This is a genomic window from Actinophytocola sediminis, from assembly GCF_054779715.1.
Genome location: NZ_BAAGXS010000089.1, coordinates 42,364 through 62,419 on the forward strand (window position 1 = coordinate 42,364; position 20,056 = coordinate 62,419).

Genomic DNA, 20,056 nt, shown 5'->3' on the forward strand with positions numbered 1-20,056 from the left:
CTTTCCGGGTCGTGAACGAGATGACAAGGCGGTTCACGACGGGCCTCGTTCGATCATCACCATGCCCGGCACCCGCACCGTCGGCCCCAAGGACACGCCTTCGACGGAGTCGCCGGGAACGGTCACCCGTACGTCGGGGGTGCCGACGACGACGCCGATGGCCACGGCCAACTCCTGGATTGCCAACGCCGACCCCGGGCAGTACCGCGAGCCGACGCTGAATGGCATGTACTCGTTGTTCCGGTAGCGCCGGTCGAGGAAGCGCTCCGGGTCGAAGTCCCCGCCTTTGGCGAAGTTGTCCACATGCGACACGCAGATGGACGGCACGATCTCGACCCCGGGCGGGAACACGTACCCGCCCGCGCTGATCTCGTTGACGACCTTCTGCGCGCTTCCGTTCGGCACCGGCGAACTGTGTCGGAGCGTCTCCATACAGATCGCCTGCAGGTAGGGCAGATCCTGGAAGTCGGCGGGATCGGCGGCTGTGCTGTGGAGCTCGTCACGCAGTCGCACGGTGATCTCCGGCTTGCGAGCGAGGTGTTGCAGCGCCCAGGCCAGCGATGCCGATGTCGTTTCCTGCCCGGACACCATGATCGTGATGAGGAAGCAGATGATCTCCTCGTCCGACAGCGACCGCCCCGACACCGAGGTGGCGGCCAAGCTGCCGATGATCGTGTTCTCCACGCGGGCGGAGGCGCGGTGGCGGCACAGCAGCTCCCGGAGGATGGCGTCGAGGTCGGCACGGGCCTCACCGAACCGCTGCAACGCCTCGTGGGCCTCGTCCTCGGCGGAAGCGAGGATGGCGGCCTGTTTCCGGTGCAGTGAGGCAACGGCACGGTCGAAGGCGTCGAGCAACGTGTCGAACGTGTCAGCAACCAGCCCGCCGAAGGTCAGGCCGACGATGATCTTCCGGGTCACGTCGTTGGTGAACACCTGTAGCGGTATGCCCGCGTCGGGTGGGATACCGGACAGCTCCGCGGCGACGACGCCGGCCATGGCGTGCGCCCGGTGCCGCAAGTCCTCTGGCGCGAGTGATCGGGCGAGTACGCGGCGCGCCTCCTGGTGCCTGGATCCGTTCAGGAACGTCAGCGAGCCTTCGCCGACCAGCGGCCGAAACAGGTTGGTGCCCTGTCCTTCCAGGTCCTCGCCGTGACGCAGGAACAGCTCGCGAACCAGGTCAGGGTCCGCGACATAGACCCGGGGGGACCGGCCGGCGCCGAAGACGGTGAAGACTGAGCCGTAACGCATGGCCAGGCGTTGCAGGCTCGTGGGCTGCGTGCGTTCGACCTCGAGCCACTGCCGCTCGTCGAGCTCGGGACCCGGGGGCAACTGGTCGGTCCTGAGCAGCTCAACGGAACGCCTGGTCATATCCCTCTTCCTCCGGCCCGTGTTTGTCGGTCACGATCTCCGGCCCCCAATCAGAGAATGACGATGTCGAGTAAAGCGTCGAGGAGTTGACGAATCAGCAGGCAGACCCTCGAATGCCAGCCGTCGTCGTTTACGACGCTAGCGGTGGAGTCTTGAAACCGTCTAGTCGCACGAAGGGTGGGCGCACTAAAGAGTGTGCCGAGTGCCATATCGTTGGAGCTGGCCGGTTGCCGCGGTCGCTCACGGGCGGCAAGAAGGCATAAAGAAATAACCCCTCGCGAGCCGTCACTGGCCGGCACACACTGTGATTACGCGGGAACCTGAAGAGCGCGGGTTGACCACGGCCGTGAAGTGCGCCGAGCACCGTACGTGTTGATCTTGCTCGACTGCGTGTGGCGATGGCGCGCCGATGTCGGGGCATCCCTTCTTGTCGCGACTTCGCCGACGGAAATCACGGTGCGTGGCTCATGTGCACTACTGGTCTAACAATTAAGGAAAGCGCCTACGCACACCGTGTCGATCAGGAGGAACTGTGCCAAATTCGCGTCACCGTCAGTCGGTGACGACCCCGCCGTGTTCGTCAACAGGGTGGCACGCAGAATCGTTTCTGCCGTTCATGAGGTGTTCTTGGGGGTTGTGGCAGGCCGAGGATGGTGGGTTGTTTCTGATCCTTCGGATGGTGGCGGCGATCCTGGCGTGGCCGGCTTGTCGGATCAACCCCATCACCAGGTCACGGAGTGTGGCCATCACACGGGTCGTGAGCAGGTTTTGTTCTGCGACGCGTCTTCACGGAACGTAACATCCCTGACCCAGTGAGGTGATCTCAGCGACTTTCAGGTGAGCCGCCTGTTTCGAAATGGGTGGGGACGAGGGTGGCTTTGACACCGGCCCGGACTTCGGTCGGGTCGACCCCGGCCGGCCCAGTGGACCCGGGACGGCCGGGCTTCGGCTCCCGACGTTGTCGCCCGCTCGCTAGGCGATGTGGCGGAGTGACTGGCGGTCCACCTTGCCGGACGGGGTTTCCGGTAGACGGTCGACGAACCGGACGTCGCGGGGGTACTTGTAGGGCGCGAGGGTCGTCCGGACGAAGTCCTGCAGGTCGGTCGCGGACACCTCGCCGTCGGCGACCACGAACGCCCGGGTGCGGGTCAGCCCGTCGTGCTGGTAGCCGACCACCGCGCAGGCCGCCACCGCGGGGTGGGTCAGCAGGCACTTCTCGATCTCCGTCGGCGCCACCCACACCCCGCCCACCTTCAGCAGGTCGTCCGCCCTGCCCTGGTAGTAGAAGTAGCCGTCGGCGTCGCGGCGGAACAGGTCGCTGGTGCGCACCGTGTGCTTCGCCGGGAAGGTCACCGCCGACTTCTCCGGCGCCCGCCAGTACTCCAGCGCCACGGTGCCGCCGGTGACCTCGAGTACCCCGGTCTCCCCGTCCGGCAGCGGCGCGCCGTGCGGGTCGACCACCCGCACCTGGTAGCCGGGCACCACCGTGCCGAGGCTGCCGATCCGGGAACGGCCCGGCCGGTTGGACACGTAGCCGTGGTAGGTCTCCGACGCGCCGATGCCGTCGATGACCTCGACCCCGAAGGTGTCCTGCCACTCGCGGTGCACCGCCACCGGCAGGGCCTCGCCGGCCGACAGGCACATCCGCAGCGAACTCAGGTCCTGTGTGGACGCGTCGGGGTGGTTCAGCATGGCGCGCATCATGGTCGGCACGTTCACCAGGATCGTCGGCCGGTGCCTGGCGATCATGGCGAAGATCCGCTCCGGGGTGCTGCGCTCCGGGAACACGATGCCGGTCGCGCCAGCACCGAAGGTGAACAGCGTCGTCATGTTGTTGGCGTAGCCGAAGAACAGCTTCGGCACCGGCAGCACGACGTCGTCCTCACGGATGCCGAGCACCCGGCGGGCGTACCACTCGTAGCTCAGCAGCGGACTGCGGGCGGCCAGTACGCACGCCTTCGGCGCGCCGGTGCTGCCGGTGGTGAACCGCCAGATGGCGACGTCGTCCGGCGTCGTCGCGGCGGCGGTCAGCGAGGATGACTGGGCGGCGGCCAGGGAGCCGAAGTGGTGCTCGCCCGTACGGAGGTCGGCCGGCGAAACGCCGGCCACGAGTAAGTTCCCGACGCCGGCGGTGCGCAGGCGGTCCAGGGTGCCGGCGTCGGCGACGACCACCGATGGCGTCGCGTAGTCCACAAAGTACCGATAGTCCTTCGGTTGGAGATAGGTGTAGACCTCGGCGGTGACCGCGCCGATCTTCTGCGCGCCGTACCAGGTCGCGACGAACTCGACACTGTCCGACAGCGCCAGCAGCACCCGGTCGCCCCGGCGGACACCGATGGACCGCAGGGCGTTGCCCACCCGGTTGGCCAGCCTCCGCAGCTCGCCGTAGGTCGTCTGGCCGGTGTCGGTGATCAGCGCGGTCCGGTCGGCCGCGTTGCGGTCGAGGAAGTGGCTGGCGATGTTGAACGCTCGGGGCAGGATCGGGTGATTCATCGAGACCTCCTGAGAACGCGCCCCCGCACGATGTCCGGGGCATTGTGTGATCGTGGTGCGCACCCCGGCTTCTTCTGTCGTGCGGTACTGCCACTTCTTCCAAAGTGCGCTCTTGTTCGTGGTCGATAGCTGGTCCGGGTAGTCTTCGATTTCCGGCAGGACACCCCAAAAAATCTCGGTAAAGCTTCTTTTATTCTAGGGGGCGAACATGACGGTCGACCAGTCCGATTTATCCTACTCGTCGTACTTGGCCCTGGACGAGGTCCTTGAGGCGCAGCGACCTCGGTCCGGCGAGCACGACGAGATGCTTTTCATTGTCGTACATCAGGTACACGAACTCTGGTTCAAGCAGTTGCTGTACGAGTTCGCCAGATTACAGCGCGCATTGTCTGACGGTCACACCGCGCCCGCGATGCAAACATTGCACCGAATACTGGCCGTACTTCGCGTATTGGTAACCCAGATCGACGTGATCGAAACCATGACCCCGCGCCAGTTCGCGATGTTCCGCGGCGCGCTCGGCCGAGGGAGCGGTTTTCAGTCCGTGCAGTTCCGGGAGATCGAGGCGTCGCTCGGCCGGCGCGCCGAGTGGGTGCTCGAGCGCGCGACGGACGACGTCGAGCGGAAGCGGATCATCACCGCGATGACCCGACCGTCCATTTTCGACTCCCTGCTCGGCTACCTTGCCGCACAGGGCTATCCGGTGCCCGCACAGCAGTTGCACCGGGATGTGTCGCTGCCGATGGAGCCGTCCGTCGAGCTGCAGGACGTGCTGCGGCGGGTGTACCGGGATGACGGGGTCGCGGCCCAGATCTGCGAACGCCTCGTCGACCTCGACCAGGTCGTGCAGCAGTGGCGTTACCGGCACGCGAAGATGGTCCAGCGCATGATCGGCAACCTGCCGGGCACCGGCGGCTCCGCCGGCGTGGCCTACCTGCAGAGCACGCTGTTCACCTCGATCTTCCCCGACCTGGCCGCGGTTCGTGGCCACGCCGCGTGAACGCGACCGGGCAGGACCGGTTCGACGCGCTGATCGCCGCCGACGATCGCGTCGAGCCGAGGGACTGGATGCCGGATGGCTACCGGCGGATGTTGGTCCGGCAGATGGCGCAGCACGCGCACTCCGAGGTGGTCGGCATGCAGCCGGAGGCCAACTGGATCAGCCGGGCGCCGAGCCTGCGCCGCAAGGCGATCCTGATCGCCAAGGTGCAGGACGAGGCCGGCCACGGGCTCTATCTGTACGCGGCCGTGGAAACCCTTGGCGTGGCAAGGGAAGCGCTGCTCGAAGCGTTGCACGACGGACGCCAGCGGTACCTCTCGTTCATCAACTATCCGACACTGACCTGGGCCGACGTCGGCGTGTTCGCGTGGTTGACCGACGGCGCGGCGGTGGTCAACCAGGTCCCGCTGTGCCGGGCCTCCTACGGCCCGTACGCGCGGGCGATGGTCCGCGTCTGCCGGGAGGAGTCGTTCCACCACCGGCAGGGGTTCGACGCGGTGTACACCATGGCCAGGGGCACGCCCGCCCAGCGGGAGATGGTGGCGGACGCGGTGAACCGGTGGTGGTACCCGACGCTCGCGATGTTCGGCCCGCCGCACGACCAGTCGTCCCATTCGGACCAGTCGCTGGCCTGGCGGATCAAACGGTTCACCAACGACGAGCTGCGGCAACGGTTCGTGGACGTCTGTGTGCCGCAGGCCGAGGCGTTGGGCGTGGTGCTGCCCGACCCCGAGCTGCGGTGGAACCCCGAGCGCGGCCACTACGACTTCACCCTGCCCGACTACGACGAGCTCCGGCGGGTGATCTCCGGCGACGGCCCGTGCAACCGCCAACGGGTCGCCCACCGGCGGCGGGTCCACGAGGACGGCGCCTGGGTGCGGGCGGCCGCGTCGGCCTATGCCGCCAAACGGCGGCACCGGGCCGAGGAGGAGGCGGCATGAGCGCCGTGGACTGGCCGCTGTGGGAGGCGTTCGTCCGTGCCCGCCGGGGGCTGACGCACGCGCATGTCGGCAGCCTGCACGCGGCGGACGCCGCGATGGCGCTGCGCAACGCGCGCGACCTCTACACCCGCCGCAGCGAGGGGGTGTCGATCTGGGTGGTGCCCTCGGCCGAGATCACCGCGTCCAGTCCGGACGAGAAGGACGCCTTCTTCGACCCGGCGGCCGACAAGCCCTACCGGCATCCCACCTTCTTCCCGCCGCCGGAGGGGGTCGAACACCTGTGACCGACACGCTGTTCGACTACGTGTGCCTGCTCGGCGACGACGCGCTCATCGCCGCCCAGCGGCTGGCGCAGTGGTGCGCCGGGGCGCCACAGCTCGAAGAGGACGTCGCGCTGGCGAACATCACCCTCGACCTGCTCGGCCAGGCCATCCGGCTGCTGGGCTACGCCGGTGAGCTGGAAGGGCTCGGCCGGGACGAGGACGCGCTGGCCTACCTGCGCGACGAGCGCGAGTTCTGCAACGCGCTGCTGGTCGAGCTGCCCAACGGCGACTTCGCCACCACCATCGCGAAGCTGTTGTTCTTCGCCACCTACCAGCACCTGCTCTACGACCAGTTGTCCACAGTGGACGATCCAGTGTTGGCCGGGGTCGCCGCCAAGGCGGTCAAGGAGACGCGGTACCACGTCGACCACGCCGTCACGTGGACCCTGCGGCTCGGTGACGGCACCGAGGAGTCCCACCGCCGGATCCAGGCCGGCGTGGACGAGGTGTGGCCCTACACCCACGAGCTGTTCGAGCCGTGGCCGGTGCCGGCCGGCCGGGTGCCCGAGCCGGGCGCGCTGCGCGAGCCGTGGCTGGCGCGGATCGAGCCGGTACTGGGCACGGCCACCCTGCGCCGGCCGGCGGACGGCTGGGCACCGACCGGCGGCCGGCGCGGCCGGCACACCGAAGCCTTCAGTTACCTCATCACGGAGCTGCAATGCGTACATCGAGCACATCCGGGAGCTCATTGGTGATCGAGCGGGTGCGCGCGGCGGTCGCCGAGGTACGCGACCCCGAGCTCACCGTGCTGTCCATTTCGGACCTCGGCATCCTGCGGGACGTCCTGGCGCACGAGGACGGCCGGGTGGTCGTCACGATCACCCCGACCTACCTCGGCTGCCCGGCGATGGCGGTGATCGCGGCGGACATCCGCGCCGCGGCCACGGCCGCCGGCGGCACCGACGTCGAGGTGGTCACCTCGCTGTCGCCGCCGTGGTCCACCGACTGGTTGAGCGACACCGCCCGCGCGAAGCTCGCCGCCGCGGACATCGCGCCACCGGCGGCCGCGCCCGACGGCCGGCCGTTGCTGCCGTTGGTCACCGCGTCGCCGTCCTGTCCGCGCTGCCGGTCGGGCGAGACCACGGAGTTGGCCCGGTTCGGCTCGACGGCGTGCCTGGCGTTGTGGCGCTGCGAGTCCTGCCGGGAACCGTTCGACCACCTGAAGGGGCACTGAGCGATGCTGGACGACGCGGCGGTCGGCGCCTACCTCGACCGCATCGGCGCGCGCAGGCCGGTCTCGCCGACCGGCGACGCGCTGCGCGAACTGCACGGGCGGCACGTCCTGTCCGTGCCGTTCGAGAACATCGACTTCGGCCTCGGGAAGGCGATCGACCTGGGGGCCGACGCCCTCGGCAAGATCGTCGGCCGCAGGCGGGGCGGCTGCTGCTACGAGCTCAACACCGCGTTCACCGAGGTGTTGCTGGCACTGGGCTACCGGGTCACCGTCCTGTCCGGACGGGTGGTGACCGACGGCGCGTTCGGCCATCCGTTCGGCCACCTCGCCATGCGGGTGGTCGGCGCGGACTCGCCAAGGGCGTGGCTGGTCGACGTCGGCTACGGCCGGTGCTTCCGGTATCCGCTGCGGCTGGACTCGACCGCGCCGCAGGAGGATCCGCACGGCACCTACCAGGTACGCCCGGCGCCGCACGGTGACCTGGACCTGTTCCGCGACGGCCACCACCAGTACCGGCTGGAGCGGCGGGCCCGCACGGTCGCCGACTTCGCCGCGACCATCTGGTGGTTTCGCAGCGCGGCGGACTCGCCGTTCCTCGCCAGGGACTTCTGCACGCTGCCGACCGCGACCGGACGGGTCACCGTCAGCGGCGACACGCTCATCCGGCGGGAGCACGGGATCCGGACCACCCAGGTGCTCGCCGAGGCGGACGTGCGGGCGGCCTACCGCACCTGGTTCGGCTTCGACCTCGACGAGCTGCCCCGGCCGGCGGCGCGGCTGGTCGGCGGCCCGCGATGAGCGTTCCCCGAGTGAGCCTGCGCCCGCACCGGTTGACCGTCACGGCGGTGGAACCGGTGGCCCTCGACGGCAGCGCGGTCGCGGTGACCCTGCGCGTGCCGCCCGCACTACGGCCGGTGTTCGCGTTCACGCCGGGACAGCACGTCACGGTGCGCGCGGCCATCGGCGGCGCCGAGATCCGCCGCTCGTACTCACTGTGTTCGGTCCCGGAGCAGCTGGCACGGCAGGGCACCATCCGGATCGGCATCCGCGCGGTGCCCGGCGGGGCCTTCTCCACCTACGCCAGCCGTGAGCTGCGCCCGGACACCGCATTGGACGTGCTGCCGCCGGTTGGCAACTTCGTCACCGTCCCCGACCCGGCCAGGCGCAGGCGCTACGGCGCGGTCGTCGCCGGCTCCGGCATCACCCCGGTGCTGTGCCTGGCGAGCGCCACGCTCGCGGTCGAGCCGCGCAGCGAGTTCGTTGTGCTGTACGGGAACCGCCAGCTCGACTCGATGATGTTCGCCGAGGACCTCGCCGACCTGAAGAACCGCTACCCGCGCAGGCTGAACCTGGTGCCGGTGTTCTCCAGGGAGGAGTCCCGGATCGGGCTGGCCGGCGGCCGGCTCGACCAGCACACCCTCCGGCAGGTCTTCACCGGCCTGCTCGACCCGCGCACCGTGCGCGAGTGGTTCCTGTGTGGACCGTGGGACCTGGTGCGCGGCGCCCGGCGCGTACTCGCCGAGCACGGCGTCGACGGGTCGTCTGTCCACACCGAACTGTTCCACGCGGACGGCTCGGCCGCGGTGGCCGCCGCGGCCGAGGCGCGGGCGCCGGCCGAGCGCGCCCATCGGCTGACGGTCCTGCTGGACGGGCGCGCGTCGACCGTGCCGGTGCCGGCGGACGGCCGGCTACTCGACGCGGCGCTGTCGGCGAGGCCGGAGCTGCCCTACTCGTGCAAGACCGGCGTCTGCGCCACCTGCCGCGCCAGGGTGGTCGCCGGCGAGGTCCGGATGGTCCGCGACTGGGCGCTGTCCACACAGGAGGCCGCGGACGGCTATGTGCTGACCTGTCAGGCCGTACCCGTGTCCGACGAGGTGACCGTCGACTTCGACGTCACCTGAGGCAAGGAAGGAACCATGATGAGTGTCCACACCACCACCGTCCAACCGAGACAAGGGGCCAAACGCGTTCCCCGGTTCGAAGGCGTCCGAGGACTGTGCGCGCTCGCGCTGCTGATCACCCACGTCGCCTTCGCCGCCGGTCTCATCGGCATGTACGACCAGCCGCCGAGCAGCCCGTTCGCCGGCTTCCTGATCAACGGGTTCCCGGTGTGTGTCGGGGTGTTCTTCACGTTGTCCGGGATGTTCCTCTACCGCCCGTTCGCCCGCTCGGTCATCGCCGGCACCCCGAAACCGTTGTTAGGGCCCTACTTCCTCAGACGCGGTCTGCGATTACTGCCGGCCTACTACCTGATGACCGTGGCCGCGCTGCTGACGCTCAACCTCAACTACATCGACGGGCTCTGGTACGTGCTGCGGCCGTTCCTGTTGATGCAGAACTATGAGCCGACGTGGATGGCCGGCATGGACATCACCTGGACGGTGACCACCGAGGTGCACTTCTACCTCGCCATGCCGCTGATCGCCTGGCTGTGCCACCGGTACGCCCGGCGCGGGGTCACCGCGGTACAGCGGGCGCGCAGGCTGATGCTGCCGGTGCCCATCCTCATCCTGGCCGGGTTCGGCTGGTCGGCCTACGTGCACTCGCCCGAGATGGGCCAGTACCCCAACGCCTACTGGTTGCCGATCACCAACGTCGGCGTGCTCGCGATCGGCATGGCGATGGGGGTGCTGTCCGCGCTGTCGGAGCACTCCCCCGGCGACACGCCCGCGCTGTTCCGCGGCGCGGCGCTCCGGCCGAACCTGTTCTGGCTAGGGGCTTTCGTGGTGTACCTGCTCAACGCCATCCAGCCGTTCGGCAGGCCGGCCTACGGCGACTACCCGCCGCTGGCCGCCGGGCTGGTGCAACACGTGCTGTTGTTGGTCTTCCCCGTACTGCTGGTGGCGCCGATGATCGCGCCAGGGGCACAGCCGAAGTTCATCGACGCGGTGCTGGCCAACGGGCCGGTGCGCTTCCTCGGGCGGATCTCCTACGGCGTGTACCTGTGGCAGTTCGTGGTGCTCTACTGGGTGCTCGGCAGCGGGAGCGTCTTCGGCAACGAGCCGGCCTGGGACGTGCGGACGGTGATCGGCGACTTCGGCTTCTGGGAACTGGAACTGTCGGTCATCGCGCTCACGGTCGTGGTGGCCACGGTGAGCTACTACGCCTTCGAACGCCCGCTGATGCTGCTCGGTGAGCGGCGGATCTCCCGGCGGGCCGAGGCCAGGAAGGCGACCGAGGAGCCGGCACAGCCCGCTCCGGTGTAGCCAGACAAAGAAGCGGCCGCCTCGGGTGCGAGGCGGCCGCTTCGTCGTGCTCAGTCGGTGAAGAACTCCAGCAGGACCGGGGCGATGGACGCCGGGTCCACGGTGAAGTGGTCCTGGCCCTCCAGGGAGTGCCGGGACGCGTTGGGCAGCGCCTCGGTGACCGCCTGGACCGCGTTGCACATCCACTCCGGACTGTTCGCGCCGTCGATGACGACGGTGGGCACGGTCACCGCGCCCACCCGCTCGGTCGGCAGCGAGCCGTCCTCGCCGACCAGGGCGGACTCGTAGGACAGCGTGTGCGCCACCTTGACCAGGCCGGCCCAGTCCGGGGTGTCCTTCATCGGGCCGATGTACTCGGCCGGCATGCCCATCACGGTGAGGAACAGCTCGACCGTGTCGTCCCGGCGGCCGTCGGCGGTCAGGTCGGCGAGGCTCTTGCGCAGGCCGGCCGGCGGGCCCTCGTGGGTGTCGTCCACGGTGTAGGGCGGTTCGTGCAGGGCCAGCTTCAGGATGTTCGACCCGTTGGCGGCTGCGTCGATGGCGAGGATCGCCCCCGAGGACAGACCGTAGACGTACGCTGACCCACCGGCGTCGGCGATGAGCGCGTCGAGGTCCTCGATCTCCCGCGCCACCTCGTAGGGAGCGGTGTCCCCGCTGGCGCCCCGGCCTCGGCGGTCGTAGTTGATTACCGTGAAGTGTGTGGCTAACTGTTCTGCCAGGTCCACCAACAGCGCGGCCTTGCGGTCGGCGAACGCGCCGCCGATCAGGATGAGCGGCGTGCCGGTGCCGCTGCGGTCGAACGCGATGGTGGTGCCGTCCTTCGACGTGACGTTAGGCATGCGAGGTCCCTTCAGTACTGTGTGTCGCCGACGCCTTCCGGCTCGTCATGCGCGCCCGCGCGCGGCGTCGTCCTACACAACACGACGAACGGCGTCGCAGGGAATCGACACGGTGCGGATATTTCAGCTCCGCATTTTCAAAGAAGCAACAAAAACAACTGCCTTTTCCTGCATGCATACGTATACTACCTGGTCAGCGTGCGCACTGCCGGTCAGATAGCGGAGGGATTCATGCGTTTTCGCACCACCGTGGAACTCGCGGGAAAGACCGCCACCGGGGTCGCGGTACCGGCCGAGGTGGTCACCGCGCTGGGGGCCGGCAAGAAGCCGAAGGTCAGGGTCACGATCGGTGAACACACCTACCGCAGCACGGTCGCGGTGATGGGTGGGCGGTTCATGCTGCCGCTGTCCGCGGACAACCGCGCCAGAGCGGCCGTCGCCGCGGGCGACGAGGTGGACGTCGAGGTCGCGCTGGACACCGAGGAGCGCACGGTCGAGGTGCCGGCCGACTTCGCGGCCGCGCTGGCCGCCGAGCCGGCGGCCCGCGCGTTCTTCGACGGGCTGTCCTACAGCAACCAGCGCTGGCACGTGCTGAACATCGACGGCGCCAGGACGGCGGAGACCCGCCAACGGCGCATCGACAAGTCGGTCACGCTGTTGCGGGCGGGCAGGGCTCGCTGACGCTCAGCCGCGGATGATGTGCCTCGGCGGACCGCCGGGGTCCCAGATGTGGTCGCAGCGCGGGCACTGCTCGGCGTTCGAGCCGTACCTGCGCGCGACGGCCTCGGTGGTGATCACGACATCCGGCTTGCGGAAGCCGTGCCCGCACGCCGGGCAGGTCAGCTCCATCGGATCGGCGCCGCGCGGCGCCGACCCGTCGGTGACCTTTCCGGCGACCTTCCCGGCGACCCGCAGGTCCGCGCCCGCCCTGCTGGCGCAGTCGACGTGGCCCAGCCAGCGCGGGTTGCCGAGCGGGTCGGTGCTCGGCGACTGCGTGCTGGGCACCCGGCCGAGCAGGTCACGCACCGCGGTCTTCTTCATCGCCGCGACCTGGTCGGTGCCGGCGATCGGCCGCAGGCAGAACACGCAGACCGGCGTGGTCAGGTGCGTGGCCAGCGCGGAACGCCGGCGGTACCGGATCGCGACGCCGACCACGATGCCCAGCACCAGGACGATCCCCAGGACCACGATCGGATCCATGCCAGCCTCCTCGGTCACCTCCCGGGGACGCTAGGCCGCGCGCCCGGGGACCGGTCCCGAACGGGGTTGGAGAGCGTGCCGATGCCGGTGATCTCGACGTCGACCACGTCACCTGGCACGATCCGGCAGGCCGAGTCGGCGCCAAGCCACAGCACGTCGCCAGGGTGGAACGTCACGTAACGGGACGCCTCGACGAGGTAGTCCCAGGGATCGAAGATCATGTCGCCGGTGGCGAACCGGGCGCCAACCACCCCGTTCACCCGGACGATCGTGGTCTGCGCCAACGGATCGACATCGGTCTCGATCCACGGGCCCATCGGTTTGAAGGTGTCGCTGTTCTTGCTGCGCCAGAAGCCGCGGTCGGTGCGCTGCCAGGCTCGTGCGCTGACGTCGTTGCCGATCGTCCAGCCGAACACCGACGCCATGGCCTCGGCCCGGCCGGCCTGCCGCAGCCGCCTGCCGATGACGGCGACGACCTCGCCCTCGGCCTCCAGCGGGCCGGTGAGGTCGGGCGGGACGAGGATCGCCCCGCCACTGCCGACGAGCGCGTTGTTGGCCCGGTAGCCGACCTCTGGCCGTTCGGGACGGGACGCGCCGGGCAGCCCGCCGGCCCGCGCGCGGTCGAGGTGGGCCGCGTAGTTCAGGCCGACGGCGTAGAAGACCGACGGCAGTACCGGCGGGAGCAGTGTCACCTCGGCCAGCGGCACGGTTCCGGTCCGGACCGGAACCGTGCCGATCGGTGAGCCGGACAGCAGGCCGACCACGTCGTCCTCGACCACGGCCCAGTGCGGCCGGCCGTCGTGCCGGACCCGGGTGTAGCGCATGCTCAGAGCACGCGGTGGTCGAAGACCCGCTGGGTCTTCCGTTCGCTCCTGGGCAACGAGCCCGGCTCGACGAGCTCCACGCCGATCCGCAGGCCGACCTTGTCGCGCAGCCTGCGCTCGAGCTCGCCGGTCAGGCCGAGGTCCTCGGCCTCCACCCGGACGGTCAGGCTGTCGCGGCCGCCGGCGTCCCGGTCGACGTGCGCCTGGAACTCCGGCCCGGCACCGGGCAGCTCGGCCAACACGGTGTCCACCTGCATCGGCAGGAAGATCACCCCGCGCACCTTGATCTGGTCGTCGGACCGGCCGTGGATCCGGCCGATCCTCGGATACGGGCTGCCGCAGGGACACGCGTCGGGGTACAGGTAGGTCAGGTCCCTGGTGCGGTACCTGATCAGCGGCGTCGCCTCCTTGCGCAGCGTGGTCACCACCAGCTCGCCCGGGGTGCCGGCGGGCACCGGCTCGAGCGTGTCCGGGTCGATCACCTCGACGTGGAAGTGGTCGTTCCACACGTGGATGCCGTCGTGGCGGGCGCATTCCACGCCGACGCCACCACCCCACAGCTCGGTCAGCCCGTACAGGTCGAAGGTCCGCACGCCGAGCAGCGACTCGATCCGCGTCCTGGTGGCCTCACCCCACCGTTCCGAGCCGGTGAGCGCGATCCGCAGCGCCAGCTCGGATCGCAGGTCCTGCTTGGCGATCAGCTCCGCGAGCAGCAACGTGAACGACGAGGTGGCCCACAACACAGTGCCGCGCAGCTCCGCCAGCATCTCCAGCTGCAGCTGGGTGTTGCCGGCACCGGTGGGCACGGCCAGCGCGCCGAGGCGCTCGATCCCCGCCTGGAAACCCGTGCCGGCCGCCCACATCCCGTAGCCGACGGCGATCTGCACCCGGTCGGTGGCGGTCACACCGGCGTAGCCGAGGCAGCGGGCGACCATCTCGGTCCAGTCCTCGACGTCCTGGGCGGTGTACGCGCAGACGGTGCGGCGTCCGGTGGTGCCGGTGGAGGCGTGCACGCGCACGATCCGCTCGTCCGGCACGGCGGCGTACTCCATCACGGGAGTCGCGCGCAGCTCCTCCTTGGTGGTGAACGGCAGCCGGTACAGGTCACCCGGCTCGGTGACCTGCGGTGGCCGGATGCCCGCCGCGTCGAGTTTCTTGCGCAGGTAGGTCGATCCGGCCACGACCCGCTCGAGCATGGCGCGCAGCGCCGCGGGATCCACCTGTGCCGTCATGTGTTCACCATCCGTTTCATCGTGGTGCGGCTCAGTCGCCGACGCGGCCGGGCACGCCGTCCAGCCAGCGGTCGGCGAACCGGTCGGCGGCCGCCTGGTCCCGGAAGCCGTAGGTCTTGAGCAGCCACCGGGTGCGCGCCCGTTCCTGGTCGTTGATCTCGATGTGCTCCCGGTTGTGCAGGCCCTGCTGGTTGGCGAAGGTGAACAGGTCGCCGGTGCGGATGCGGTGGCGCACCTTCGCCACCCGCACCAACGCGTTCTTCAGCGACAGCAGCGCGTCCTTCGCCTCGCCCGGCGCGTCCGCGGCCACCGTGGTGTGCGTGTCGACGTAGCGCACGCTGTGCTCGTCGTAGAAGATCGGGTGGTTGTCCGAGACGGTCAACGACGTGTTCTGGTCTCGGGACAGCACGTCGAACGGGGTGTAGAAGTACGGCTGGCGCAGCGTGTGCCGCTCCTGGTCGCTGAGCAGCGCGAGCACGCTCGGCCCGGAGGCGAACCCGGTGTAGGTGATGTCCTCGTCCGGGCACCGCATCCCGAGCAGCGTGATGTAGTCGGCGCGCACCGGATGCGCGGTGCGGTCGTTGTGGAAGGCCAACTCCCCGTCGCTGTAGCCGGTCTGCTTGCCCCGGTACCGGTTGATCGCGATCACGTCGATGAAGAAGTCGCCGTTGAACCGCATCCCGTAGGACAACAGCGGGGTGCCGACCAGGAGCCCGAACAGCTGCAGCAGGCCCTCGGCGACGAAGGTGGACTTCCTGGCGTACTTGTCCGCGAGCGGGTCCTCCTGGTCGAGCAGCGGGATGTCCTCGTCGAGCGGACAGTTGCGCAGCGCGTGGGCGAACGAGCTGCCGGCCGCCCGGTCCGCGCGCACCCGGTCGGTCGCCGCGATCATGGCAGGCGGCACCTTTCGTTGTTCAACCAACCAGGCGATCTCCTTTGCGAAGGCGATCGGGTCCTGGTAGGGATGCGCGCCAACGGTCATCAGCAGGGCGTGTAATTCCGTGCGCTCGTCGTCGGAAAACGCATATGTCAGCCGCATACCGTCCCTCTTGAATGTCCACAATGGTCGAATCGAAATACCGACACCAGGCGGACGCGACGATGCGTCCAAATGCACTAGCGGTTGCGCGCCGGTGCGGGCGACCGCGAAGTCTAGACACTTCACCTGGCTCAACGCCATCCTTTGGGACGTGGTCACCCAAGAAGATCATCTTTGTCCTGGTCACCTGCGTTTTTGTTACCACACAGGAGATTTCCACCCGATGGCCCTTGACTGCGGCTGGCCGGGCAATGTTTGATCTCCCGGTCCCGCAGGCGTGCGTGGACAGTTGCGCGGACAATGTTGCCAGCCAGGAGGAACGGTTTTAGTGGCGGACAGCCGGCTAACGACTTCACCCACCATGCCCGCGACCGTCGAGGTGATCGACTGCACGCTCCGGGACGGCGAACAGACACCGGGGGTCTGGTTCACCGTCGAGGAGAAGGTGCGACTGGCGAAACTCCTGGCGGACGCCGGCATTCCGCTGCTGGACGCCGGGTTCCCCGGCGCGTCCGGCGCGGACCTGGAGGCGATGCAGGAGATGCGCCGGTCCGAGATCACCGCCAGGATCGGCGCGACCGCCCGGCCACTGCGCCAGGACATCATCGCGGCGGCCAAGGCGCAGGCGCATGAGGTCTTCATGTTCCTGCCGACCAGTGATCTGCGACTGCGTGAAACCCTTGGTATCACCCGTGATCAGGCGGCCGACCTGATGCGTGCCGGCGTGGACGACGCGCGCAGCGAGGGCATGGCGGTGAACCTGGTGTTCGAGGACGCCACCAGGGCCGACCCGCGACACCTTGTCCGGCTGGTCACCGACGTGTGCGCGCCGGAGACCATCTCCCGGGTGATCATGGCCGACTCGGTCGGCTGCGCGCACCCGGACGGGATGCGCGCGCTGGTGCGGGTGGTGGCCGACCACGTCGATCCGGCCATCGCGATCTGCGTGCACACGCACAACGACTACGGCCTGGCCACCGCGAACACGCTGGCCGCGGTGGCCGCGGGCGCGCGCTCGATCACCTGCACGGTGAACGGGATCGGCGAACGTGCCGGCAACGCCGACCTCGCGGAGTGCCTGGCCGCGCTGACCCACCTGTACGGCGTGCGGCACAGCGTGCTGGCCGACCGATTACCGGAGCTGGCCGACTTCGTCGAACGGGCCAGCGGCATCCATATGAGCGCCACCAAGCCGGTCACCGGGTTCAACGTCTACCGGCACGAGTCCGGGGTGCATGTCGACAGCATGCTCAAGGACACCCGAAGCTACGAGGTGCTGCCACCGAGGTGGACCGGCCGGGAGCGCAGCTACGTCCTCGGCAAGCACACCGGCGCGTCGCTGGTGCGCCACATCCTGGGGCAGACCACCCCACCGCGCGAGGTCGACGACGACACCGCGCGGATGTTGGTCGACCTGGTGAAGCAGGCGGTGGAGCACAACGGCAAGGCCGAGCACGAACGGGCATACACCGCCAAGCAGGAGTTCACCGCGGCCGCGCTCGGCGGTGTCCCGCCGGAGCTGGTCATCGCCGAGTACGACCGGCTGACCGCGAGCACCGCATGACCGGGCGCACGCTCAGCGACAAGGTGATCGACGCGCACGCCTGCGACGACGACACGAACCTCTACCGCCGGGTCACCGTGGACGCCGTGCTCGGTCACGACGCGACCACCGCACTGCTCATCGACGACTTCGAACGCCGCGGTGTGTCCATTTGGGACCGGGACAAGGTGTTGCTGGCCAACGACCACTTCTCCCCACCGGCCACGGCCGAGCGGGCCGACATCTCCAACCGGTTCCTCGCCTTCGCCAGGGAGCAGCGGATCCCCAACCTCATGCTGGACCGCGGGATCTGCCACCAGTTGTTGGTGGAGCACAAGCTGTGTCAGGCGGGCGGCCTGATCGTCGGCGCGGACAGCCATACGGTGATGGCCGGCGGCATCGGCGCGTGCGCGACCGGCATGGGCGCGACCGACATCCTGTTCACCCTGGCCACCGGGACGACCTGGATGCGCAGGCCGGAGACCATCGCGGTCCGGTTGCGCGGCACGCTGCCGGCGCAGTCCAGTGGCCGGGACGTGGTCCTGGCGCTGCTGGCCATCCTCGGGGAAAGCGGTGGGCAGTACCGGTCCCTGGAGTTCCACGACGAGTCGGTGCCGCTCCTCGGTCAGGACGACCGGTTCGCCATCGCCAACATGGCCGTCGAGATCGGGGCCAAGTTCGGCGTGTTCGTGCCGGACGAGGTCACTGTGGACTACTACGTCGAGCGGGACGGCGAGCTGCTCGGCACGCTGGTCCGCCCGGACGCCGACGCCAGGTACGAACGCGTGCTCGACCTGGACCTGACCGAGCTGGACGCCAGGGTGGCCAAGCCGTGGTCGCCGGCCAACGTGGTGCCGCTGCGGGAACTGGAACCCGTGCGGATCACCAGCGCCTTCCTCGGCTCCTGCGCGAGCGGCCGGCTGTCGGACATCGGCGCGGTCGCAACGGAGCTGGCCGGTAAGAAGGTGCACCCGGAGGTGCGCTTCGTGGTGATCCCGGCGTCGGTGGCGGTGTTCCAGCAGGCGCTGCGGGCGGGCTACGTCGAGACGCTGACCGAGGCCGGTGCGATCATCAACCATTCCAGCTGCGGCGCGTGCGGCGGCATCGACAAGGGTGTGCTCGGCGCGGACGACGTGTGCGTGTCCAGCTCCAACCGCAACTTCCGGGGCCGGATGGGGCACTGGCAGAGCCGGACCTATCTGGCCAGCCCGCGCACGGTGGCCCGCGCCGCGGTGCGCGGTGTGCTGGCACCTGACCTGTACCGGGATCTGGGGGACGCGTGAGCGACATCGTTGGCCGGGTATGGCCTTTCGGCGACGACATGAACACCGACGTCATCCATCCGCCCGCGTTCTACAGCCTGGACAACGACAAGGTCCGGCGCGGGCTGTTCCACGGCTATGACCCCGACCTCCAGCCCAACCTCGAACCGGGCGACGTGCTGGTCGCCGGTCGCAACTTCGGTTGCGGTTCCAGCAGGGAGACCTCGATCCGCGCGATCAAGCTCAACCAGGTCGGCGCGATCGTCGCGGTCGACTTCGCCCGGATCTTCTTCCGGAACGCGACCAACAACGGCCTGCCCTGCCTCACCTTCGCGGATCCGCGGGACCTGCGGCGACTGGCCAAGGGGCAGCGGGTGACCGTCGATCCGGACACCGCGACCCTGCGCACCGAGGAGGGCGAGGTCATCGAGCTCACTCCCCCAGGCGAGTTCGTCCGGCGGATCTGGGCCGCCGGCAGCCTGTTGGAACTGCTGCCGAAGGCCTGATCCGCCGCCGCCGTCAGTCCAGATCGGACCGCAGCAGGCCGTAGAGCGCCAGGTCTCGGCGCAGGCCGCCGCGCGGCCGCGCGCCGCGGAGCACCCCGTCCTGGTGGAAGCCTGCCTTCTCCAGTGCCTGCCGGGTGGCGACGTCCGCAACGTCCACACCGGACTCCACCCGGTCGACACCGGTGCTGGCGAACAGGTACTCGGCGAGCAGCCTGCTGGCGATGACCCCGACTCCCCGGCTGGTGGCGTCGGGAACCAGTTCGGCGCCGATGTTCCAGGCGGCGCAACCGAAGGTGTCGCCGTGGCCGACCGCGTGCCACCGGACCACCCCGAGCAGGCGGCCGGTCGCCGCGTCGAGCACCGCCCCGCGCGCCGGCGTCCGTGGCGCCTCCGGCGAGGGGCGGTGGTCCTTGTCGACCGCGAACGTGGTGTCCAGCGCGGCCGCGAGCTCCCGGCGGTCACCCGGCCGGCCGCTGGCGAGCACCACGCCCTCCCGCGTGGCGAGCACCTCGCGGTCGGCGTCGATGGCCGCCAGCTCGGCGCGCGACAGGCTGTACAGCAACAGGTCCCGGTGTACCCCACCGCGCAGCATGATCCCGCGCACCAGGCCTTCCAGCCGGAAACCCGCTCCCTCCAGCCCGCGCCGGGCCGGCACGTTCTCCGGGTCGGTCACCGCCTGGATGCGGTCCAGCTCGGTGGTGGCGAACAGATGCCTGGCCAACAACACGCCGCCCCGAGAGCTCAGGCCGCGGCTGCGGCCGCCGGGTAACAGGTGAAACCCCTGGTTCCAACCGGTGCCGGACACCGAGGCGAGGTGCGGTACCGGACGCCAGCTCATCGTGCCGAGCAGCTCACCGGTCGCCAACGACTGCAGACCCGCCCAGAACCGGGGGACCTCCAGGGGCATCGACCTGTCGTCGACGTCGGGATCAAGAGTGTGGTCACACCGTGCCAGCACGGATTCCCTTTCCCCGTCGAGGAGTTCGACGAGGGCGAGCAGCTCGTCACTGGCGAGTACCGTCCTGTTGACCAACCCAGAGTTCACCTGGTCACCCATTTCCGTTTGGCGGCGCGATGTCCCGTGCATCCTAGTGTTGATTCGTTGC

General features: G+C 69.3%; 20 protein-coding genes. 12 read left to right on the forward strand and 8 right to left on the reverse strand.

Annotated features, from left to right (window positions below; translation table 11 throughout):
- Positions 1-33 precede the first annotated feature (33 nt).
- Positions 34-1,368, reverse strand: a complete 1,335-nt coding sequence (locus ACYVIP_RS39850) for a cytochrome P450 (protein WP_460406205.1) — start codon at positions 1,366-1,368, stop codon at positions 34-36.
- Positions 1,369-2,340: 972 nt separating this feature from the next.
- Entirely contained in the window at positions 2,341-3,861 is a 1,521-nt protein-coding gene (locus tag ACYVIP_RS39855; RefSeq protein WP_460406207.1) for a benzoate-CoA ligase family protein, read from the reverse strand.
- 208 nt (positions 3,862-4,069) lie between these two features.
- Here ACYVIP_RS39855 and ACYVIP_RS39860 point away from each other — a divergent pair, with 208 nt between their 5' ends.
- From ACYVIP_RS39860 to ACYVIP_RS39895, 8 genes are read left to right on the forward strand one after another with little or no spacing between them, the layout of a single operon-like run.
- Complete coding sequence (locus ACYVIP_RS39860; protein WP_460406209.1) at positions 4,070-4,861, forward strand: tryptophan 2,3-dioxygenase; 792 nt, start codon at positions 4,070-4,072, stop codon at positions 4,859-4,861.
- The gene (paaA, locus tag ACYVIP_RS39865; protein WP_460406211.1) at positions 4,858-5,802 is read left to right on the forward strand and encodes a 1,2-phenylacetyl-CoA epoxidase subunit PaaA; all 945 of its coding nucleotides are present in this window, start codon (positions 4,858-4,860) and stop codon (positions 5,800-5,802) included. The genes ACYVIP_RS39860 and paaA overlap by 4 nt, the downstream gene beginning before the upstream one ends.
- Positions 5,799-6,086 carry a 1,2-phenylacetyl-CoA epoxidase subunit PaaB gene (paaB, locus tag ACYVIP_RS39870; protein WP_460406213.1) on the forward strand — a complete coding sequence of 96 codons (288 nt, stop codon included), beginning with the start codon at positions 5,799-5,801 and terminating at the stop codon, positions 6,084-6,086. Before paaA ends, paaB begins: the two co-directional genes overlap by 4 nt.
- Positions 6,083-6,820: a 1,2-phenylacetyl-CoA epoxidase subunit PaaC gene (paaC, locus tag ACYVIP_RS39875; RefSeq protein ID WP_460406215.1), complete on the forward strand. Its 738-nt coding sequence runs from the start codon at positions 6,083-6,085 to the stop codon at positions 6,818-6,820. The genes paaB and paaC overlap by 4 nt, the downstream gene beginning before the upstream one ends.
- Positions 6,784-7,299 (forward strand): 1,2-phenylacetyl-CoA epoxidase subunit PaaD, encoded by a 516-nt coding sequence (gene paaD / locus ACYVIP_RS39880; protein ID WP_460406217.1) that lies wholly within the window; start codon positions 6,784-6,786, stop codon positions 7,297-7,299. Before paaC ends, paaD begins: the two co-directional genes overlap by 37 nt.
- A 3-nt stretch (positions 7,300-7,302) precedes the next feature.
- Positions 7,303-8,097, forward strand: a complete 795-nt coding sequence (locus ACYVIP_RS39885) for an arylamine N-acetyltransferase family protein (protein WP_460406219.1) — start codon at positions 7,303-7,305, stop codon at positions 8,095-8,097.
- On the forward strand, positions 8,094-9,200 hold the full coding sequence (locus ACYVIP_RS39890; protein ID WP_460406221.1) for a 2Fe-2S iron-sulfur cluster-binding protein: 1,107 nt from the start codon (positions 8,094-8,096) through the stop codon (positions 9,198-9,200). The genes ACYVIP_RS39885 and ACYVIP_RS39890 overlap by 4 nt, the downstream gene beginning before the upstream one ends.
- A gap of 15 nt (positions 9,201-9,215) precedes the next feature.
- A complete protein-coding gene (locus tag ACYVIP_RS39895; protein ID WP_460406223.1) occupies positions 9,216-10,505 on the forward strand; it encodes an acyltransferase family protein in 1,290 nt (429 codons plus the stop codon).
- A gap of 50 nt (positions 10,506-10,555) precedes the next feature.
- Here the strand turns inward: ACYVIP_RS39895 and ACYVIP_RS39900 are convergent, their stop codons facing one another.
- Positions 10,556-11,344 carry an alpha/beta fold hydrolase gene (locus ACYVIP_RS39900; protein WP_460406225.1) on the reverse strand — a complete coding sequence of 263 codons (789 nt, stop codon included), beginning with the start codon at positions 11,342-11,344 and terminating at the stop codon, positions 10,556-10,558.
- 231 nt (positions 11,345-11,575) lie between these two features.
- Here ACYVIP_RS39900 and ACYVIP_RS39905 point away from each other — a divergent pair, with 231 nt between their 5' ends.
- Entirely contained in the window at positions 11,576-12,025 is a 450-nt protein-coding gene (locus ACYVIP_RS39905; protein WP_460406227.1) for a YdeI/OmpD-associated family protein, read from the forward strand.
- 3 nt (positions 12,026-12,028) lie between these two features.
- On the opposite strand, the gene ACYVIP_RS39910 is transcribed toward ACYVIP_RS39905, so the two are convergent.
- Genes ACYVIP_RS39910 through ACYVIP_RS39925 form a run of 4 tightly spaced genes read right to left on the reverse strand, consistent with a single transcriptional unit; the run spans position 12,029 to position 15,639 of the window.
- A complete protein-coding gene (locus ACYVIP_RS39910; RefSeq protein WP_460406229.1) occupies positions 12,029-12,544 on the reverse strand; it encodes a hypothetical protein in 516 nt (171 codons plus the stop codon).
- Positions 12,545-12,558: 14 nt separating this feature from the next.
- On the reverse strand, positions 12,559-13,368 hold the full coding sequence (locus ACYVIP_RS39915) for a fumarylacetoacetate hydrolase family protein (RefSeq protein WP_460406231.1): 810 nt from the start codon (positions 13,366-13,368) through the stop codon (positions 12,559-12,561).
- 2 nt (positions 13,369-13,370) lie between these two features.
- The gene (locus tag ACYVIP_RS39920) at positions 13,371-14,600 is read right to left on the reverse strand and encodes a phenylacetate--CoA ligase family protein (RefSeq protein WP_460406233.1); all 1,230 of its coding nucleotides are present in this window, start codon (positions 14,598-14,600) and stop codon (positions 13,371-13,373) included.
- A 31-nt stretch (positions 14,601-14,631) separates the two neighbouring features.
- Complete coding sequence (locus ACYVIP_RS39925; RefSeq protein WP_460406235.1) at positions 14,632-15,639, reverse strand: TauD/TfdA family dioxygenase; 1,008 nt, start codon at positions 15,637-15,639, stop codon at positions 14,632-14,634.
- 361 nt (positions 15,640-16,000) lie between these two features.
- Here ACYVIP_RS39925 and ACYVIP_RS39930 point away from each other — a divergent pair, with 361 nt between their 5' ends.
- Genes ACYVIP_RS39930 through ACYVIP_RS39940 form a run of 3 tightly spaced genes read left to right on the forward strand, consistent with a single transcriptional unit; the run spans position 16,001 to position 18,950 of the window.
- Positions 16,001-17,203: a LeuA family protein gene (locus ACYVIP_RS39930; protein WP_460406237.1), complete on the forward strand. Its 1,203-nt coding sequence runs from the start codon at positions 16,001-16,003 to the stop codon at positions 17,201-17,203.
- On the forward strand, positions 17,200-18,465 hold the full coding sequence (locus ACYVIP_RS39935) for a 3-isopropylmalate dehydratase large subunit (RefSeq protein ID WP_460406239.1): 1,266 nt from the start codon (positions 17,200-17,202) through the stop codon (positions 18,463-18,465). Before ACYVIP_RS39930 ends, ACYVIP_RS39935 begins: the two co-directional genes overlap by 4 nt.
- Complete coding sequence (locus tag ACYVIP_RS39940) at positions 18,462-18,950, forward strand: LeuD/DmdB family oxidoreductase small subunit (protein ID WP_460406241.1); 489 nt, start codon at positions 18,462-18,464, stop codon at positions 18,948-18,950. Before ACYVIP_RS39935 ends, ACYVIP_RS39940 begins: the two co-directional genes overlap by 4 nt.
- 13 nt (positions 18,951-18,963) lie before the next feature.
- Here ACYVIP_RS39940 and ACYVIP_RS39945 read toward each other — a convergent pair whose 3' ends face one another.
- Positions 18,964-19,995: a GNAT family N-acetyltransferase gene (locus ACYVIP_RS39945; protein ID WP_460406243.1), complete on the reverse strand. Its 1,032-nt coding sequence runs from the start codon at positions 19,993-19,995 to the stop codon at positions 18,964-18,966.
- Positions 19,996-20,056 lie beyond the last annotated feature (61 nt).

Excerpts from the sequence above, each read along its gene's own strand:
- ACYVIP_RS39930 (WP_460406237.1), top strand. The coding sequence starts at position 16,001 with ATGCCCGCGACCGTCGAGGTGATCGACTGCACGCTCCGGGACGGCGAA.
- paaB (WP_460406213.1), top strand. The coding sequence starts at position 5,799 with ATGAGCGCCGTGGACTGGCCGCTGTGGGAGGCGTTCGTCCGTGCCCGC.
- ACYVIP_RS39860 (WP_460406209.1), top strand. The coding sequence starts at position 4,070 with ATGACGGTCGACCAGTCCGATTTATCCTACTCGTCGTACTTGGCCCTG.
- ACYVIP_RS39855 (WP_460406207.1), bottom strand. The coding sequence starts at position 3,861 with ATGAATCACCCGATCCTGCCCCGAGCGTTCAACATCGCCAGCCACTTC.
- ACYVIP_RS39910 (WP_460406229.1), bottom strand. The coding sequence starts at position 12,544 with ATGGATCCGATCGTGGTCCTGGGGATCGTCCTGGTGCTGGGCATCGTG.
- ACYVIP_RS39920 (WP_460406233.1), bottom strand. The coding sequence starts at position 14,600 with ATGACGGCACAGGTGGATCCCGCGGCGCTGCGCGCCATGCTCGAGCGG.
- ACYVIP_RS39890 (WP_460406221.1), top strand. The coding sequence starts at position 8,094 with ATGAGCGTTCCCCGAGTGAGCCTGCGCCCGCACCGGTTGACCGTCACG.
- ACYVIP_RS39925 (WP_460406235.1), bottom strand. The coding sequence starts at position 15,639 with ATGCGGCTGACATATGCGTTTTCCGACGACGAGCGCACGGAATTACAC.
- ACYVIP_RS39915 (WP_460406231.1), bottom strand. The coding sequence starts at position 13,368 with ATGCGCTACACCCGGGTCCGGCACGACGGCCGGCCGCACTGGGCCGTG.
- ACYVIP_RS39935 (WP_460406239.1), top strand. The coding sequence starts at position 17,200 with ATGACCGGGCGCACGCTCAGCGACAAGGTGATCGACGCGCACGCCTGC.
- paaD (WP_460406217.1), top strand. The coding sequence starts at position 6,784 with ATGCGTACATCGAGCACATCCGGGAGCTCATTGGTGATCGAGCGGGTG.
- ACYVIP_RS39900 (WP_460406225.1), bottom strand. The coding sequence starts at position 11,344 with ATGCCTAACGTCACGTCGAAGGACGGCACCACCATCGCGTTCGACCGC.
- ACYVIP_RS39850 (WP_460406205.1), bottom strand. The coding sequence starts at position 1,368 with ATGACCAGGCGTTCCGTTGAGCTGCTCAGGACCGACCAGTTGCCCCCG.
- ACYVIP_RS39905 (WP_460406227.1), top strand. The coding sequence starts at position 11,576 with ATGCGTTTTCGCACCACCGTGGAACTCGCGGGAAAGACCGCCACCGGG.
- ACYVIP_RS39895 (WP_460406223.1), top strand. The coding sequence starts at position 9,216 with ATGATGAGTGTCCACACCACCACCGTCCAACCGAGACAAGGGGCCAAA.
- ACYVIP_RS39885 (WP_460406219.1), top strand. The coding sequence starts at position 7,303 with ATGCTGGACGACGCGGCGGTCGGCGCCTACCTCGACCGCATCGGCGCG.